General features: G+C 72.0%; 16 protein-coding genes. 13 read left to right on the top strand and 3 right to left on the bottom strand.

What is annotated here, in order from left to right:
• Positions 1–30 precede the first annotated feature (30 nt).
• Positions 31–1,125: a peptide chain release factor 1 gene (gene prfA / locus IEY63_RS05505; RefSeq protein WP_189067898.1), complete on the top strand. Its 1,095-nt coding sequence runs from the start codon at positions 31–33 to the stop codon at positions 1,123–1,125.
• Complete coding sequence (locus IEY63_RS05500; RefSeq protein WP_189067897.1) at positions 1,112–1,606, top strand: NUDIX hydrolase; 495 nt, start codon at positions 1,112–1,114, stop codon at positions 1,604–1,606. Before prfA ends, IEY63_RS05500 begins: the two co-directional genes overlap by 14 nt.
• 58 nt (positions 1,607–1,664) lie before the next feature.
• Here IEY63_RS05500 and IEY63_RS05495 read toward each other — a convergent pair whose 3' ends face one another.
• Both IEY63_RS05495 and IEY63_RS05490 read right to left on the bottom strand, forming a co-directional pair.
• Positions 1,665–2,981, bottom strand: coding sequence for a sensor histidine kinase (locus IEY63_RS05495; protein ID WP_229784497.1), 1,317 nt, complete (start codon positions 2,979–2,981; stop codon positions 1,665–1,667).
• Positions 2,978–3,661, bottom strand: coding sequence for a response regulator transcription factor (locus IEY63_RS05490; protein ID WP_160980819.1), 684 nt, complete (start codon positions 3,659–3,661; stop codon positions 2,978–2,980). Before IEY63_RS05490 ends, IEY63_RS05495 begins: the two co-directional genes overlap by 4 nt.
• 165 nt (positions 3,662–3,826) lie before the next feature.
• Here IEY63_RS05490 and IEY63_RS05485 point away from each other — a divergent pair, with 165 nt between their 5' ends.
• From IEY63_RS05485 to tsaD, 7 genes are all read left to right on the top strand, one after another.
• The gene (locus tag IEY63_RS05485; protein ID WP_189067896.1) at positions 3,827–5,197 is read left to right on the top strand and encodes a TolC family protein; all 1,371 of its coding nucleotides are present in this window, start codon (positions 3,827–3,829) and stop codon (positions 5,195–5,197) included.
• Positions 5,194–6,237 (top strand): TolC family protein, encoded by a 1,044-nt coding sequence (locus IEY63_RS05480; RefSeq protein WP_189067895.1) that lies wholly within the window; start codon positions 5,194–5,196, stop codon positions 6,235–6,237. The genes IEY63_RS05485 and IEY63_RS05480 overlap by 4 nt, the downstream gene beginning before the upstream one ends.
• Positions 6,234–7,616, top strand: coding sequence for an efflux RND transporter periplasmic adaptor subunit (locus IEY63_RS05475; protein ID WP_189067894.1), 1,383 nt, complete (start codon positions 6,234–6,236; stop codon positions 7,614–7,616). The genes IEY63_RS05480 and IEY63_RS05475 overlap by 4 nt, the downstream gene beginning before the upstream one ends.
• Complete coding sequence (locus IEY63_RS05470; protein WP_189067893.1) at positions 7,613–8,371, top strand: ABC transporter ATP-binding protein; 759 nt, start codon at positions 7,613–7,615, stop codon at positions 8,369–8,371. Before IEY63_RS05475 ends, IEY63_RS05470 begins: the two co-directional genes overlap by 4 nt.
• Positions 8,368–9,693 (top strand): ABC transporter permease, encoded by a 1,326-nt coding sequence (locus IEY63_RS05465; protein WP_229784496.1) that lies wholly within the window; start codon positions 8,368–8,370, stop codon positions 9,691–9,693. Before IEY63_RS05470 ends, IEY63_RS05465 begins: the two co-directional genes overlap by 4 nt.
• A gap of 14 nt (positions 9,694–9,707) precedes the next feature.
• Positions 9,708–10,322, top strand: a complete 615-nt coding sequence (locus IEY63_RS05460; RefSeq protein WP_189067892.1) for a hypothetical protein — start codon at positions 9,708–9,710, stop codon at positions 10,320–10,322.
• 93 nt (positions 10,323–10,415) lie between these two features.
• Positions 10,416–11,426, top strand: coding sequence for a tRNA (adenosine(37)-N6)-threonylcarbamoyltransferase complex transferase subunit TsaD (gene tsaD / locus IEY63_RS05455; protein WP_189067891.1), 1,011 nt, complete (start codon positions 10,416–10,418; stop codon positions 11,424–11,426).
• Positions 11,427–11,491: 65 nt separating this feature from the next.
• Here the strand turns inward: tsaD and IEY63_RS05450 are convergent, their stop codons facing one another.
• Positions 11,492–13,201, bottom strand: coding sequence for a long-chain-fatty-acid--CoA ligase (locus tag IEY63_RS05450; protein ID WP_189067890.1), 1,710 nt, complete (start codon positions 13,199–13,201; stop codon positions 11,492–11,494).
• A gap of 517 nt (positions 13,202–13,718) precedes the next feature.
• Between IEY63_RS05450 and IEY63_RS05445 the strand changes: the two genes are divergently transcribed.
• Genes IEY63_RS05445 through IEY63_RS05430 form a run of 4 tightly spaced genes read left to right on the top strand, consistent with a single transcriptional unit; the run spans position 13,719 to position 15,711 of the window.
• On the top strand, positions 13,719–14,612 hold the full coding sequence (locus IEY63_RS05445; protein ID WP_189067889.1) for a ribokinase: 894 nt from the start codon (positions 13,719–13,721) through the stop codon (positions 14,610–14,612).
• 57 nt (positions 14,613–14,669) lie between these two features.
• Entirely contained in the window at positions 14,670–15,170 is a 501-nt protein-coding gene (locus IEY63_RS05440) for a DUF1999 domain-containing protein (protein WP_189067888.1), read from the top strand.
• An 8-nt stretch (positions 15,171–15,178) separates the two neighbouring features.
• A complete protein-coding gene (locus IEY63_RS05435; RefSeq protein ID WP_373290889.1) occupies positions 15,179–15,394 on the top strand; it encodes a heavy-metal-associated domain-containing protein in 216 nt (71 codons plus the stop codon).
• Between the two features lie 2 nt (positions 15,395–15,396).
• A complete protein-coding gene (locus IEY63_RS05430) occupies positions 15,397–15,711 on the top strand; it encodes a DUF503 domain-containing protein (protein WP_189067886.1) in 315 nt (104 codons plus the stop codon).
• Positions 15,712–15,774 lie beyond the last annotated feature (63 nt).

Genomic DNA, 15,774 nt, shown 5'->3' with positions numbered 1-15,774 from the left:
GTGCCCAGCGCGCGGGCGCTCCCCCGCGACGTGAGCCGCCTTGATGAACTCGCGGCGGAATTCAGCAAGGTCGAGCGGGCCCTGGGCGACCCGGCGGCCCTGGCCGACCCGCGCGAGTACGCCCGCCTGACCCGCCGCCACCGCGAGCTGCTGCCCCTCGTGACCCTGCTGCGCGAACGCGACGGCCTGGAAGCCGACCTGGCCGGCGCGCGCGAACTCCTGGCCGACCCGGACATGCTCGACCTGGCCGCCGGGGAAGTGCAGGCCCTGGAAGCCCGGCTGGCCGAGATCGAATCTGAACTCGTCGTGCTGCTGCTCCCCACCGACCCGGACGACGCCAAAGATGTGATCCTGGAACTGCGCGCCGGGGCGGGCGGCGCCGAGGCCGGACTGTTCGTCATGGACCTGCTGCGCATGTACACCCGCTACGCCGAGGGCCTGGGCCTGAAGGTGGCCGTCCTGGACGCCAGCGAGAGCGACCTGGGCGGCGCGAGCAAGGTCGTCGCCGAGATCACGGGCGACGGGGCGTTCCGCGCGTTCAAATGGGAGCGCGGCGTGCACCGCGTGCAGCGCGTTCCCGCCACCGAGAGCCAGGGCCGCATCCACACGAGCACCGTCACCGTCGCCGTGCTGCCCGAGGCGGACACGGCAGAGGTGCAGCTGGACCTGTCCGAGGTGCGCATCGACGTGTTCCGCTCGCAGGGCGCGGGCGGGCAGGGCGTGAACACCACCGACTCCGCCGTGCGCGCCGTGTACCGCCCCGGCACGCCCGACGAGATCATGGTCGTCTGCCAGGACGGCCGCTCGCAGATCAAGAACCGCGAGAAGGCCCTGCAGGTCCTCGCCGCGCGCCTCGCCGAACGCGAGCGGATCGCGCGGGAGGAACGCGAACGCAGCGACCGCGCCGCGCAGGTCGGCAGCGGCGACCGCAGCGAAAAGATCCGCACGTACAACTACCCCCAGAACCGCGTCACCGACCACCGCCTGGAAGGGGAGGGCAAGAACCACCCCCTCGACAGCGTCATCGCGGGCGCGCTGGGGCCGGTCGTGGCGAACCTCGCGCGCGCGCAGCGCGAACTGCAACTCATCCAGATGGGCGAGGAGGGCCAGCATGGCGCGGCGTGACCTCCTTGTCGCCGCCGGGATCCTCCGCGACCGCTTCGGCCGCGTGCTGCTCGTCGGCAACGACTGGCAGGGCCACGGGCGCGTGCGCCACACCCTCCCGGGCGGCGTGGTCGAACCCGGCGAGACCCTCCCCGAGGCGCTGTACCGCGAGATCTACGAGGAAACCGGCCTGAAACTCACGGGCATCAAGCACATGGCCTACACCGTGCACATCGAAGACGAACGCCGCGGCGAACGCGCCATCGCCGTGGCCTTCGAGGCCACCTGGGACGGCCTCCTGAATCCCGCCGATCCCGACGGGTTCATCGTGGAAGCGCGCTTCTGCACCGTCGAGGAGGCGCTGGAGAAGATCGAGGCGCCCCCCATGCGCGAGCCCCTCAGCGACTACCTGCTCACCGGGGAACCCGGACGCTTCTACGCCTTCAAGGGCTGGGACGGACGCGGCGGCCTGCGCATCCCGGCGCTGAAACCCCGCACGTAACGTGACAGTTGAGCGCGGCCCCAGGAAACCGGAGTCCTGGGGCCGCGCTGCTGGCGGATCAGTCCGTGCCGCCTGGCAGCGTCACCGTGAAGTGCGCGCCGCCCAGACCCTTTGAGGCTGCCAGCGCCGCCTGACCCCCGTGCGCGGCGGCCAGCGCGCGCACAATGGCCAGCCCCAGGCCACTGCCCCCCGTGTCCCGAGAGCGGCTGATGTCCAGCCGCGTGAAGCGCGTGAACACCGCCTCACGGCTCCCCTCGGGAATGCCGGGGCCATCGTCCTCGACGTGCAGGACGACCTGCTCACCCCGTGTCTCGACGCGGACCTGCACGCGGCTGCGGGCGTGCCGCAGGGCGTTGTCCACGAGGTTCGTCGTGATCTGCCGCACCCGGTCCCGGTCGGCGTGCGTGGGGGCCGGTTCGGCCTGCACGTTGAGGGTCAGGCCGCGCGCGGCGGCGCGGTCCTGGAGGGCCTGCACGACCTCGCGGCCCAGGGCACCCAGATCGAGCGGCTGCGGGTCCAGCGCCAGCCGCCCCGCGTCCGCGAGGGTTAGGGTGCGCAGGTCCCCCACCAGCCGCGTGAGCAGCTGCGTCTGCGTGCTCAGCAGCGCGATCTGCTCGGTGTTCAGCGGGTACACGCCGTCCTCCAGCGCGTCCAGGCGGGCCTGGATCACGGCGATCGGCGTGCGCAGCTCGTGCGCGATGTCCGCGACCGCCTGCTGCCGCTCCCGTTCCAGCGCCTGCAGGTTCTCCGCCATGTCGTTGAAGGAATGCGCCAGCGCCGCGATCTCCCGCTCGCCGCCCAGCACGGGCGCGCGCGCACTCAGGTCCCCGCTGGCCAGCCGAGCGGCTGCGCCCGACACGGCCGAGACGGGGCGCGCCACCCGCCGCGAGATCAGGAACGCCAGCAGCGCCGACACGGCGGCCGCCACTACGCCCACCTGCAACAGGCTGCGTTGCACGTCGTGCAGGAAGTCCTGCGCGCGGCTGCGGGGCGGCGGCTTGCCGTCACTGACCCACAGGTTGCGGGGCCGCTTGCCGTTCGTGACGACCGCGTCGTCCCCGCTGGCCTGTTTCACCACGCCGCTGACATCCAGGCTGCTCTCGAAGGGGTCCAGGTACGCGTCGGCGGCGCTGCCGGTGCGGATCACGGGCAGCGGCGGGGTCGGGGCGATCAGTTCACCCCGCAGCGCCGCCGCCTGCTGCTCGCGCAGCAGCTGCCGCACGCCGCTGGGCAGCCGCTCGAACTCCCGTTTGACGACCAGATTCGAGAAATAGAAGGTGCTGCCCACCGCCACGCCCACCACCAGCAGCATCGCCAGCAGCAGCGTCACGGCCAGCGGCTGCGCGCGCCGCAGCCCCGGCGGGCGGGGGGTCATCCGGCGGCCTCCAGCCGGTAGCCGACCCCCCGCACGGTGTGCAGCAGCCCCCCGGCGCGCGCGGCGTCCAGTTTGCGGCGCACGCTGGCCAGGTGCGCGTCCACCACGCGTTCCAGCGCGTCACTGTCCGGCAGGGCCGCGGCGAGCAGTTCCTCACGGGTGTACGCGCGGCCTGGCGCCTCGGCCAGCTGCGACAGCAGACGGAATTCGGCGGGCGTGAGGCTCAGGGTCTCGCCGTGTACGCGCGCCACGACCGCCCGGCGGTCCACCTCCAGCGGCCCGACCCGCAGCGGGCGGTCCGCATCGTCGAGCAGGGCGGTCGCGCGGCGCAGCACGGCCTTCACGCGGGCCATCACCTCGCGCGGGCGGAACGGTTTGACCACGTAGTCGTCCGCGCCGAGTTCCAGCCCCACGATCTGGTCGGTCTCCTCGGCGCGGGCGGTCACGAGGATCACGGGCGTGCCGCCCTCCGCGCGCACCGTCTTCAGGACGTCCAGGCCGCTGCGGCCCGGCAGCATCACGTCCAGCAGGATCAGGTCCGGGCTGGCGGCCCGGTACACGCTCAGGGCGGCGTTCCCGTCCGCGGCGCGCTCGGTGCGGTAGCCCTCCTGGCGGGCGTACGCCTCGAGGACCTCCGCCAGTTGCGGTTCGTCCTCGACAATCAGGATCAGGGCACTCATGCCACAAGCGTACGTGAACGGCGTGAAGGTCACGCGAACGCTCGTAGCCGCGCGCAGCTCGCGGCGGTCGGCTCAAATGTCCTCCTGGCGCGGGGAAACCCGTCTTCGATAAATCTTCACGGAGGCTGCGCGGAGTCTTGACCCGTTGCGCTCACGCTGTGCTCCATGAGACGCCCTCCACCGTCCCGCCTGCTCACACTGGCCCTGCTGCTCGGCGCCGCCCACGCCCAGACGGCTGCACAGACGGCCCCACCTGCCGACCTCACCCTGGAGCAGGCGTACGCGCAGCTGGCCCAGGCGCCCGGCGTCACCCGCGCCGCGCTGAGCGTGCAGGTCGCGCAGCAGAACCTCCAGGCGGCCCGCGCGGCACTGGGCCTGACCGTCAGTGTCAGTGGCAGCGCCAGTTACGCCGGGCCGACGACCACCACGGCCAGTGACGGCACGAGCGCCGCTGTGAATGGCAGCCTGTCCGGCACGGCGGGCGCGAACGTCAGCCTGGGCCTGCTGCCCTGGTCAAGCGGGCAGAGCAGCCTGCGGGCGTCCGAACGGAGCCTCGCGCTGGCCCAGGCGAACCTGCGCGACGCGAACCTGACCACCCGGCTGAACGTCGCGCAGGCGTACTTCTCGGCGGTGCTCGCCACGCAGGACATCACGCTGGCGGGCCGCACACTGGACCTGAGGCAGCGGCAGCTGACGGTCGCGCAGGCGCAGCAGGCCGCCGGGAACGCCACCGCCGAGACCGTCCTGAATGCGCAGAGCGCCGTGCAGGCCGCGCAGAACAGCGTGACGCAGGCGCAGGCCAGTCTGGACAGCGCCCGCCGCACGCTGGACGCCACGCTGGGCAGCGCGCTGGGCGACGTGACCTTCAGCACGCTGCCGGACGCCACGCTGACCCTCCCGGACCTGACTGCACTGGTCGCCCGCGCCCGCGCGAGCAGCAGCGACGTGATCAGCGCCCAGAACGCCCTGGCCAGCGCGCAGGAAAGCCTGGAGGCCGACCAGCGTGACGCCCGCCTGCCCGACCTGACCGCCAGCGTCGGCTACGGCGGCGGGGCCGCCGGGACGGTCAGCGCCTCACTGAACCTCAAGCAGGGCACCCTGGGCGGCAGCTACAGCCTGCCGCTGGGGGACCGCGCGGGCACGGGCAGCAATCGCCTGACCGCCAGTGTCAGCGGCTCGTACGTCGTGTATTCCCCCGCGCAGCAGGCCGCGCTCAGTGCCGCGCAGGCGGGCGTCACGCAGGCGCAGCTGTCCCTGACCGTCGCGCAGCAGAACGCCGAACTCGACGTCCGCAGCCGTTTCGTGACGGTGCAGACCAACCTGAGCGCCGTGCAGGCCCGCGCCGCCCAGGTGCAGGCCGCGCAGTTGGCCGTGCAGACCGCCCAGGCCCGCCTGGACGCCGGCACTGGCACCGCCGACGACCTCGCCGCCGCCGCCCTGACCCTCGCGCAGGCGGAGCGCGACCTATTGTCCGCCCGCATCACCGCCCAGCTCAGCCTGACCCAGCTTCTCAACGCCGCCGGAGGCCCTCAATGACGCACGCCCGCACCCGACTGCTCACCCTCGGCCTCGCCCTGCTCGTGGCCCCCGCCGCGCATGCCCAGACCACCCTCAGCGCGGGCAGTGCCGTTACCGCCGCGCTAAACAGCAGCAGTGACGTCCGCACCGCCCAGGCGAACCTCGACAAGGCCCAGGCGGCCAGCCGCGCCGCGCAGGCCGACCCCAGCACCCTGGTTGCCGCGAAACTGAGCGCCAGCAACGCCGAGAAGCTCTCGCAGGCGGGGCTGCGCGCCGCGAAACTCGGCGCGCTGCAAGGGGCCATCAGCGCGTACACGGCCCTGCTGGAAGCGCAGGAGAACGTCGAACTCCAGACGCTTCAGGTGCAGGTGGACACCAAGAGCGTGCAGGTGGCGCAGGTGAAGCTCGGTATCGGGAACGCCACCACCCTGGACGTCACGAACGCGCAGAACACCCTGGCCGCCAGCACCCAGACCCTCGCCGACGCCCGCGCGCAGGTGAACCTCGCCGCCGCAAAACTCGGCACCCTGACCGGTCTGGGCAGCAGTGTCCGCGCGGGCAGCGCCATCACCGCCCCCAAACTGAGCGCCACGCTGGCGGCCCTCCAGGGCGGCCTGGGGAACCTCAGCAGCCTGATCAGCGCTGCGAACGACGTCGCCAGCGCCACACTGAACGTGAAACTCGCCGACAACGACTTCACGCCCGCCCGGACCCTCCAGGACGCGAAAACCGCCCTGGCGAACGCGCAGCGTAGCCAGGACAGCGCTCAGAAGACGGCCGGGCAGACCCTCGCCAGTGCGTATCAGGCGGCGCAGAACGCCTCCGAACTTCAGCAGGTCGCCCTGAGCCGCGAGGCCGCCGCGCAGAAAACCTACACGCAGGACAGCGCGCGCCTCAGGAGCGGCACGATCAGCGCCGTCGAACTCCAGGCCACCCAGCTGACCCTCAAGAAAGCCCAATACAGCCGCCTGCAGGCGCAGAACAACGTCACCGAGGCCCTCGCGGCGCTGTCGGTCGCCGCCGGGCAGAACCTCACCGGCATCGGAGGCGCGCTGTGACGACCACCAGCCCCGCCCGGCCCGCCGCGCCGCGCCGCCGCTGGCCGTGGGTGCTCGGGGGCCTGCTGCTGGTTGGTGCAGCCACCGGGGGCGTCCTGTACACCCGCAGTCACAGCGCGCAGACCACCGTGGCGGCCCCCACGACCACCACCAGCCGCGCGCAGCCGGGCGTCGTCCGGGTGTCCGTCAGCGGACCCGGCACGCTGGAAGCCGCGCAGACCCGCACGGTCGGCGCGGACCTGACCGCCACCGTCGGCGCCGTGCCCGCCGTAGGTGAACGCGTCACGAAGGGGCAACTGATCACCACCCTGAGCAGCGACAGTGTCGAGCAGAACGTGCAGACGGCCCAGCTGAACCTCGACAAGGCCCGCGCCAGCCTGGACGCTGCGCGGGCCAGTCAGGCCAGCAGCGCCGCGCAGCGCGCCAGCAGCGTCGTCAGCGCCCGGGGCAGCGTCACGCAGGCCGAGCAGAGCCTCGCCGACGCGCAGCGCACCCTCAGTGGCCAGCAGCAGCTCGCGGCCATCGGCGCGCTCAGCGCCTCTGCGCTGGCCGACGCACAGTCGGCCGTGACGAAAGCCCAGCAGAGTGTGGACAGCGCCCGCGCCAGCCTGAGCAGCGCCCTGACGCAGCAGCAGACCGGCGCGAGCACCGACGCGCAGAACCTCCGCAGTCAGGCGCTCGCGGTGCAGCAGGCGCAGGACAGCCTGGACGCCGCCGCGCAGGACCGCACCGACCTGAAGGTGTACGCCCCGATCAGCGGCGTGGTCAGCACCGTCACCGCCACCGAGGGCGCCGTCGTCACCAGCGGCGCGAGCATCCTGACCCTGATCGACGACACCACCCTGAACCTCCCCGTGCAGATCGACGAGACCGAGATCGCGGGCGTGAAGGTCGGGCAGCGCGCCGACGTGACCCTCGACGCCTTCGACGGGCAGACCTTCAGCGGGAAGGTCGTGCGCGTCTCGCCCGGCGCCACCCAGAGCAGCGGCATCAGCGTGTTCACTGCCACCGTGCAGCTCGCCAACCCGGACGGGCAGTTGCGCGCCGGGATGACCGCCGAGGCGGAGATCGTCCAGAGCGAGGCCCAGGGCCTCCTCGTGCCCAGCAAGGCCGTGCAGACCGTGCGGGGCCGCAGCTACGTGCAGACCCCCGCCGCCGCGGCGGGCGCGGAGCCCGAACGGGTGCGCGTGCAGACCGGCGCGACCGACGGCACGAACACCATCGTCACGGATGGCCTGACCCCCGGGCAGGAGGTCGTCGTGCCCGGCGCAGCCCGCCGCGCGGGCACCTCCGGCACCGGCAGCCAGGGCGGCGGCCAGACCAATCGCCAGGGCGGGTTCGGCGGCGCGCCCGGCGGCTTCCCCGGGGGCGCTCCATGACCACGCCGCAGGTCACCCCAGTCCTCCCCGTACCCGACCTCGCCCCGGCAGTCGTGGACCTGCGCGGCATCCGCAAGGTGTACGCGCAGGGCGACGTGATCTTCGAGGCCCTCCGGGGCGTGGACGTGCAGATCCTGCCGGGCGAGATGGTCGCCCTGATGGGCCCCTCGGGCAGCGGCAAGACCACCCTGATGCAGATCATCGGCCTGCTCGACCGGCCCAGCGAGGGCGGGTACTGGCTGGGCGGGCGGGATGTCACGACGCTGAGCGAGAACGAACGCGCCGGAGCCCGCAATCTGGAGATCGGGTTCGTGTTCCAGGCATTCCACCTGCTGCCCCGCCTGAACCTCGTCGAGAACGTCGAGGTGCCCCTCACGTACGCCGGGGTGCCCCCCCGCGAGCGGCGCGAGCGGGCCATGCAGGTCCTAGCGCGCGTGGGCCTGGCCGACAAGGCCCGCAACCTCCCCAGCCAGATCAGCGGCGGGCAGAAACAGCGCGTCGCGGTCGCCCGTGCGCTGGCCGGGCGCCCCCGCCTGTTGCTGGCGGACGAACCCACCGGGAACCTCGACACCCGCACCAGCGAGGAGGTCATGGGGCTGTTCAGCGACCTGCACGCCGAGGGCACCACCGTCGTCCTGGTCACGCACGAGGACGACATCGGCGCGTACGCCGGGCGGGTCATCCGTGTGCGTGACGGCCTGATCGAGAGTGACCGCCGCCAGACGCCCCGGCGTGGCCTGGGGGGCCACCCGTGACCGCAGGTCCCCTCCCGCAGACCGGTGCGGCCGCCCAGGCCCCTGCCATCCCCCGGCGCGGTGGGATCGGCCTGGGCGGCGCGTTCACCATCGCGTGGCGCGCCATCGTCGGCACGCCGCTGCGCTCGGTGCTGACCGCGCTGGGCGTCATCATCGGCGTGGCTGCCGTCGTCGCGCTGACCGCCATTGGGCAGGGCAGCACCGCCGGGGTCACGAAAAATTTGGAGAGCCTCGGCACGAACCTCCTGACCGTGCAGAGCGCCCGGGGTGGGGGCGGCGGAAGCCTCGTGCGCGCCGGACCCCGCCAGACGATTACCGTCGCGGACGCTGAGGCGCTGGCCACCGCCTTCCCGGACCGGGTGGCGGGCGTCGCGCCCAGCGTGAACAGCAACCTGCAGGCCAAGGTCGGCTCGAACAACGCCCAGGTCAGCGTCGTGGGCACCTGGCCCGCCTATGAAACGGTGCGCAACAGCCCCGTCGAGACCGGCACGTACTTCACGGATGCAGACGTCAGCGGCAGGAAACGCGTCGCCGTGATCGGCCACCAGACCCTGCTCGACCTGTTCGGCGACGGCACCGACGGCAGCGCTGCGCCGGAGCAGGCCCTCGGGCAGAAGGTCCGGCTGGGCAGCGTCACCTTCACTGTCAGCGGCGTCCTGCCCGACAAGGGCAACAGCGGCTTCGGGAACGCCAACAGCCAGGTCCTGATTCCCCTCAGCACGTACCTGCAACGCTTCTCCCGCACGAACAGCGCCGGCGGGCAGCCCACCGTCAGCACCGTCTACCTGCAGGCCACCGACGCGAAGGACCTGACAGGACTCCAGACCGACGTCACCGACCTGCTCATGACCCGCCACGACCTGACCGATCCGGACAGCCTGGACTTCCAGGTGCAGAACCAGGCGGACAGCCTCGCCAGCCTGAACTCCATCACGAACACCCTCACCCTGTTCGTCGGCGCCATCGCGGGCATCAGCCTGCTCGTCGGCGGCATCGGGATCATGAACATCATGCTCGTCTCGGTCACCGAACGCACCCGCGAGATCGGCGTGCGCAAGGCCCTCGGCGCCCGGCCCCGCGACATCCTCACGCAGTTCCTCGTGGAAGCCAGCCTGCTGTCCATCGGCGGCGGCGTGATCGGCATGCTCCTCGGCGTCGCCCTGGCCTTCGGCGGGAAGGCCCTGAACATCACGCCCGTCTTCAGCCTGCCGCCCATGCTGATCGCCTTCGCGTTCAGTGCCCTGGTCGGCGTGTTCTTCGGCTACTACCCCGCCGCGCGCGCCGCCCGCCTCGACCCCGTCGATTCCCTCAGGTACGAGTAATAGGAGGCCCCACCATGACCCAGCGCACCCGCACCGCCCAGCTGCTCCCCACCCTCACCCTCGCCCTGCTCAGCGCGGCCAGCGCGCAGACCGGAGCGCAGGGCCAGCGGCAGATGACACCCGAGATGCAGGCCCGCATGAAAGCCATGCAGCCCGTCCTGGACCTCGCGCAGGACCTGCGCCTGTTGCCCGACCTGGAGAAGAACAAGGCCACCGCCCTGACCAAGGCGCAGGCCAAGCAGCTCCTACCGATCCTGACCGCCATTCAGAAGGCCAGCAGCGTGCAGCCGAACGACGCGAAGAAGTACCTCACGCAGATCGAGGACAAGATCCTGACGGGCAAGCAGCTGACCGCCATGGACGACCTACAGCTGAAAGCGGAACAGGAGCGAGAGGCACGCCGCACCCAGGCGCAGCGCAGTAGCACCCAGGGACAGGGGCAGCGCGTGCCCGGCCTGCCCGGCGGTCTGGGCGGCTTCCTCGGCGGCCAGGGCCAGCGCCCCGGCGGCGCAGGTCAGGCCGGGCCGGGCCAGACCAGCCAGGGTCAGGCGGGCACGTTCAACCCCTTCAAGCAGGGCCGCATGGCCGACCAGCTCAAGGCCTACATCGCCCTGCTCCAGAAGAAGTAAGCCCCGGTCCCGCTGGGGCCAGCCCCGGTCATGCGTTGGCCCCCGGCTGCGGCCACCATTTGCCCCGCCGGGGCCCTGCTACACTCCGCGGCGATGACTGACCGCCCCCTGCCGCTGCGCATCCTGGGAATCGACACGTCCTGCGACGACACGGGCGTCGGGATCGTGGCACTCACGCCGGATGGGCAGGTGTCGGTCCTGGCGAACCGGGTGTGGTCGCAGGCGGTGCACGCGCAGTACGGGGGCGTCATGCCGGAACTCGCCAGCCGCGAGCACGTGGAACGCATCGACCAGATCATGGAAGACGCCCTGCGCGAGGCGGGCCTGCGCGTGGAGGACATCGGCGCGGTCGCCGCGACCTCCGGGCCCGGCCTGGTGGGCGCGCTGCTGGTGGGCCTGATGTACGGCAAGGGCTTCGCGCAGGCACTGAACGTGCCGTTCCACGCCGCGCACCACCTGGAGGGTCACATCTTCGCGGCGGCCAGCGAGGCCCAGCTCAGCGCGCCGTTCCTGGCGCTGGTCGTCAGCGGCGGGCACACGCACCTGTTCGACGTGCCCCGAGACGGCGAGTACGTGCTGGTCGGCGCGACCCGCGACGACGCGGCGGGCGAGGCGTTCGACAAGGTCGCGCGGCTCGCGGGCCTGGGGTACCCGGGCGGCCCGGCCATCAGTGAGGCGGCCACGCGCGGCAACCCGCAGGCCGTGCCGTTCAAGGAACCCCTGAAGGGCCAGAGCGGCTTCGATTTCAGTTTCAGCGGCCTGAAGACGGCGGCGCTCCTGGCGCACCGCGGCGGGGCCACGCCCGACGATCTCGCGGCGAGCTTCCAGCGGGCCGCGGTGCAGACGCTGGTGAACACCACGGTCCGCGCCGCGCACGCCACCGGGCGCACCACGCTGGTCGTGTCGGGCGGCGTGGCCGCGAACCGCGCGCTGCGCGACGCGTTCGCCGCGACCGGCCTGCACGTGGTGTTCCCCGGCAAGGGCCTGAATACCGACAACGGCGCCATGATCGCGCTGGCGGGCGCGGCGGCCATCCAGGCGGGTCGGCCCGCCAGTACCCTGGACGGCGGCGCGACCGCGTACGCGCCCCTCGCCACCACCTGAGGCCAACAGGGGAGAGGCGGCCCGGGTGGGGCCGCCTCTGCTCATGGTCTGTCTGCCGGCCCGGTTCAGGCGCTCTTGGCGGCCCGGGCCTCGCGGGCTTCTTGGGCCAGCTGGCGGCGCAGGATCTTCATGGCGGCCGTCTTGGGCAGCTCCGTGCGGAATTCCACGCTGCGGGGCACCTTGTACGCGCTGAGCAGGGCGCGGCAGTGGCTGATGATGTCCGCGTCCGTGGCGGTCGCGCCGGGCTTCAGGGCCACGACCGCGTGCACGCTCTCGCCGCGGTACGCGTCGGGGACGCCCACGGCGGCGGCTTCCAGCACGGCCGGGTGGCTCATCAGGGCTTCTTCCACCTCGCGGGGGTAGATGTTGAACCCACCGGCAATGATCAGGTCCTTCTTGCGGTCCACGATCCGGAAGTACCCCTGCTCGTCCATGGTGGCCATGTCGCCGGTCATCAGCCACGTGCGGCCGTGCGCCTCCACGAGGGTCTTGGCGGTCTCGTCGGGTTTCTGCCAGTAGCCGGTCATGACCTGCGGCCCAGCCACCCACAGTTCCCCGACCTGTCCGTCCGGGACGGGCTGGCCGTCGTCCCCGGCGACGATGGCGTCCACGCCGGGCACGGGCAGGCCGATGCTGCCCTCCAGCTGCTCGCCGTAGATGGGGTTGACGTGCGTGATGGGGCTGGCCTCGGTCAGGCCGTAGCCTTCGACGAGGTTCGCGCCGTTCGTGATCTCCCGGAAGCGCCGCGCGGTCTCGTTCAGCAGGGGCGCGCTGCCGCTGATGCAGGCGCGGATGCTGGTCAGGTCGAACTTGGGCGTGTCCGGGTGGTTGTTGATGGCGTTGTACAGCGTGGGCACCGCGGGGAAGAGGGTTGCGCGGGTGTGCTGCACGGCCTTCAGGATCATGGTCAGGTCGCGGGGGTTAGGGATCAGGACGATGGTCGCGCCAATCAGCATGCTGAGGTTCATGGCGACCGTCATGCCATACACGTGGAAGAACGGAATGGCGGCCAGCGTGATCTCCTGGCCCTCGCGCAGGTCGGTCATCCAGCTGCGCGCCTGCTCGCAGTTCGCGACGAGGTTCGCGTGCGTGAGCATGGCGCCCTTGGGGACGCCTGTGGTGCCGCCGGTGTACTGGAGCAGCGCCACGTCGCCCGGCGTCAGGGGCACGGGGGCGGGATTGGGCGTCTGGGACTCGATGACCTTGCGCATGGACAGCACGCGCTCGCCGTACGGCACGGGCACCCAGGTGCCTTCCCGTCTGGCCTTCACGGGGTAGAGGAGGTTCTTGGGGAAGCTCAGGGCGTCCTGCACGCCGGTCACGAGGACCCGCTTGACGTTCACGCGGCCCTGAATCTCGGCGTAGCGGGGGTAGAAGCTGTCCAGGATGACCAGGGTGTCGCTGCCGCTGTCCTGAAGCTGGTGCTCCAGTTCGCTGGGCGTATACATGGGGCTGGTGTTCACCGCGACCGCGCCCGCGAGCAGCGTGCCGTAGAAGGCCACCACGAACTGCGGGGTGTTGGGCAGCATGATGGACACGCGGTCGCCGGGCTGCACGCCCATCTTCTGAAGGCCGGACGCGAAGCGCTGGACCTGCTGCCACAGTTCGCGGTAGCTGGTGTGCGCGCCGACGAAGCTCAGGGCGGTGCGGTCGGGGTACTTGCGGGTGGTGCGTTCCAGCAGTTCGGGCAGGGTCAGGCCGCTGGGCCGGAAGGTGCGGGGCACGCCGGCCTCGTAGTGGGCGAGCCAGGGCTGGGGGAGGGGAGGTTGCGTCATGTCACTCCTCGGGGTGGGGTGGGGGGGCCCTGGGGGGCGGCTCCCGGCGTCCGCGCTCCTAGGGGCGGGAGGGCGGGTGATCTCGGTCGATCGGCGGCTCTTTGAGCCAGGTCTGAAATTAAACTCAGTATAAACACTGGGGCGGCGGCATCAAGGGCTCACCCCCACCCACCGGCAGGCGGCCCCGGCACTACCCCCCGGAAAAGCAGGTCCAGCACGTCATGCGGCGCCCCACCTGCCTTCCCTGTGCCCGCCCCGGGGACAACGCTCCGGTCCTACCCCAGAGCTGCTGGTTCCCTGACCGCGCAGCCTGCCGCCAGACGAACCCTGTCATCCCCAGAGGTGCGGCACGTACGCCACTTCTCGGCCGCTCCCCGGGCGTCGAGCCTGAGGTGAGTCTCGACCCGCGCTCAGCCGGCGGCCATCCTCGTGCGTTCATCTTCGGGCGTTTCGGGGAGCTGATCAGACCCATGCCGGTCCGCGCGTTCGCTTGGAGGCTCGCTGTCACAATGAACGCATGAGCGTTCTGGTGGTTGGTAGCGTCAATGCGGATCTCACGGTGCGGACCGCCCGCATTCCCCGCCCGGGCGAGACGGTCCTGGGCGGAGACGCCGTCACCTCGCCCGGCGGGAAGGGCGCGAACCAGGCGGTGGCCGCCGCGCGGGCAGGCGCGACCGTCCGCCTGATCGGCGCGGTCGGTCAGGACGCCTTCCGGGACGTGGCCCTGCGCGGCCTGCACGCCGCGGGCGTGGACCTCAGTGGGCTGCGCACGCTGGAGGCGCCCACCGGGCTGGCCCTGATCACGGTGTCCGCCAGTGGGGAGAACGCCATCACGGTCGCCAGCGGCGCGAACGCGCACGTCACGCCCGCCCACCTGCCGCCCGATCTGAGTGGCGTGACGCACCTGCTGCTGCAACAGGAACTGCCGCCCGAGGTGACCCTGCACGCCGCCCGTCAGGCCCGCGCCGCCGGCGTGCCGGTGCTGCTGAACGCCGCGCCCACCCGCCCGCTGCCGGGTGAACTTCTGGAGCAGGTCACGCACCTGATCGTGAACGAGCACGAACTGACCGCCCTGCACCCCGAGGGCGGCACGCTGGAACGGCAGGCGGCGTCCATCCTGCCGCGCGGCCCGCAGGCCGTGACGGTCACGCTGGGCGCGCAGGGCAGCCTGACCGTCACGCCGCGCGGCACGCACCGCCTGGCCGCTCACCCGGTGCAGGCCACCGACACGACCGGCGCGGGCGACACCTTCTGCGGCGTGCTCGCTGCGCGCCTGGCCGCCGGGGATGACCTGCCCGGCGCGCTGCGGGCCGCCGGGATCGCGGGCGCGCTGGCCTGCACCCGCCCCGGCGCGCAGGACGCCATGCCCACCTGGGCTGAGGTCGACGAGGTGCTTCAGGCCGGACGTTGACCCGCCCGTGCACGCTGTCCCTGGCCCCACCGGCGGGGCGTGGGCTACGCTCGGCGTATGCGCTACCGCACCTTCACCGAACCTGACTACGCGGCCATTCAGGCCCTGGACCTGGCCGTGCAGCGCGCCGCTGACCCGGCCTTCGACACCCTGCCGGAACGTGAACGCGACGGCCGCGTGCACTCCAGCCTCCCGGCCCTGAAGTTCTACGAGCGCAGCGAGCACTCCTTCGTCGCGGAGCTGGACGGCACCCTGCACGGCTTCGTGTTCGCGCAGTCCGTGTGGCAGGGGGACCGGCCCATCGTGCTGATCCGCACCCTGAGTCTGCACCCGGCGGCCCCCGCCGAGACGGCCGAGGGCCTGCTGCACGCGGCGGTCAAGAGTGCGTACGACACCGCCGTGTACGAGATCCATTATCCGGTGACCCCGGTCCTGCGCGCCGCCGCGACCGCCGAGGGGGCCGTCCTGACCGGCGCGTACGCCGTCACGCATCTGGGGACCCGCGCGCAGACGGCCCCCGGTGAACGGCTGGGCACCCTACCCGGGCAGGGCGCATAATGACGGGTATGACCAACACCGCCACCCGCGTGCTGCTGGGCGTACGCGGCATGAACCGTGACGCCGGACTCACCGTCGCCCAGGCGCTCAGCGCGCTGCCCGGCGTCGTGAAAGCCACCCCCGATGAGGGCCAGCTGGAAGTTCACTACGATCCCTCGCAGCTGACCGTCATGGACCTCGTGCGTGCCATCCGCCGTCAGGGTTTCCTGGCCGGCATGATCTGAACGTGGCCCTGGGGTACGTGGGCGTCCTGACCATCCGTGTCGAGATGCCCTGGGTGGCCAGCCTGAAAGAGAAACGCGCCCTGGTCCGCCCGGTCGTCGAGCGCCTCAAGGTCCGCTTTCCCCTGACGGTCGCCCGGCTTGACGGTCTGGACGCCCACGACTGGGAGGTGATCGGCGTGGCGACCCTCAGCAACGACTACGGCTGGGTGGAGGAGACGCTGCGCATGGCCGCCGACTACATCGCCAAGGAAGGCCCGTACCGCGTGACCAGCGAGCACATCGAGATCACGCCCCTGGGCCCCGACGAGGACGAGTAGCGTCAGCGCCCGCCCGGGCGCCAGAAGAAGCGCGCCGGATCAGGGTCATCCCGATCCGGCGCG

Source organism: Deinococcus radiotolerans, assembly GCF_014647435.1.
Classification (GTDB): Bacteria; Deinococcota; Deinococci; order Deinococcales; family Deinococcaceae; genus Deinococcus; species Deinococcus radiotolerans.
The sequence above is the reverse complement of the archived record's forward strand: the minus strand, read 5'-3'. Positions and strand labels throughout refer to the sequence as shown.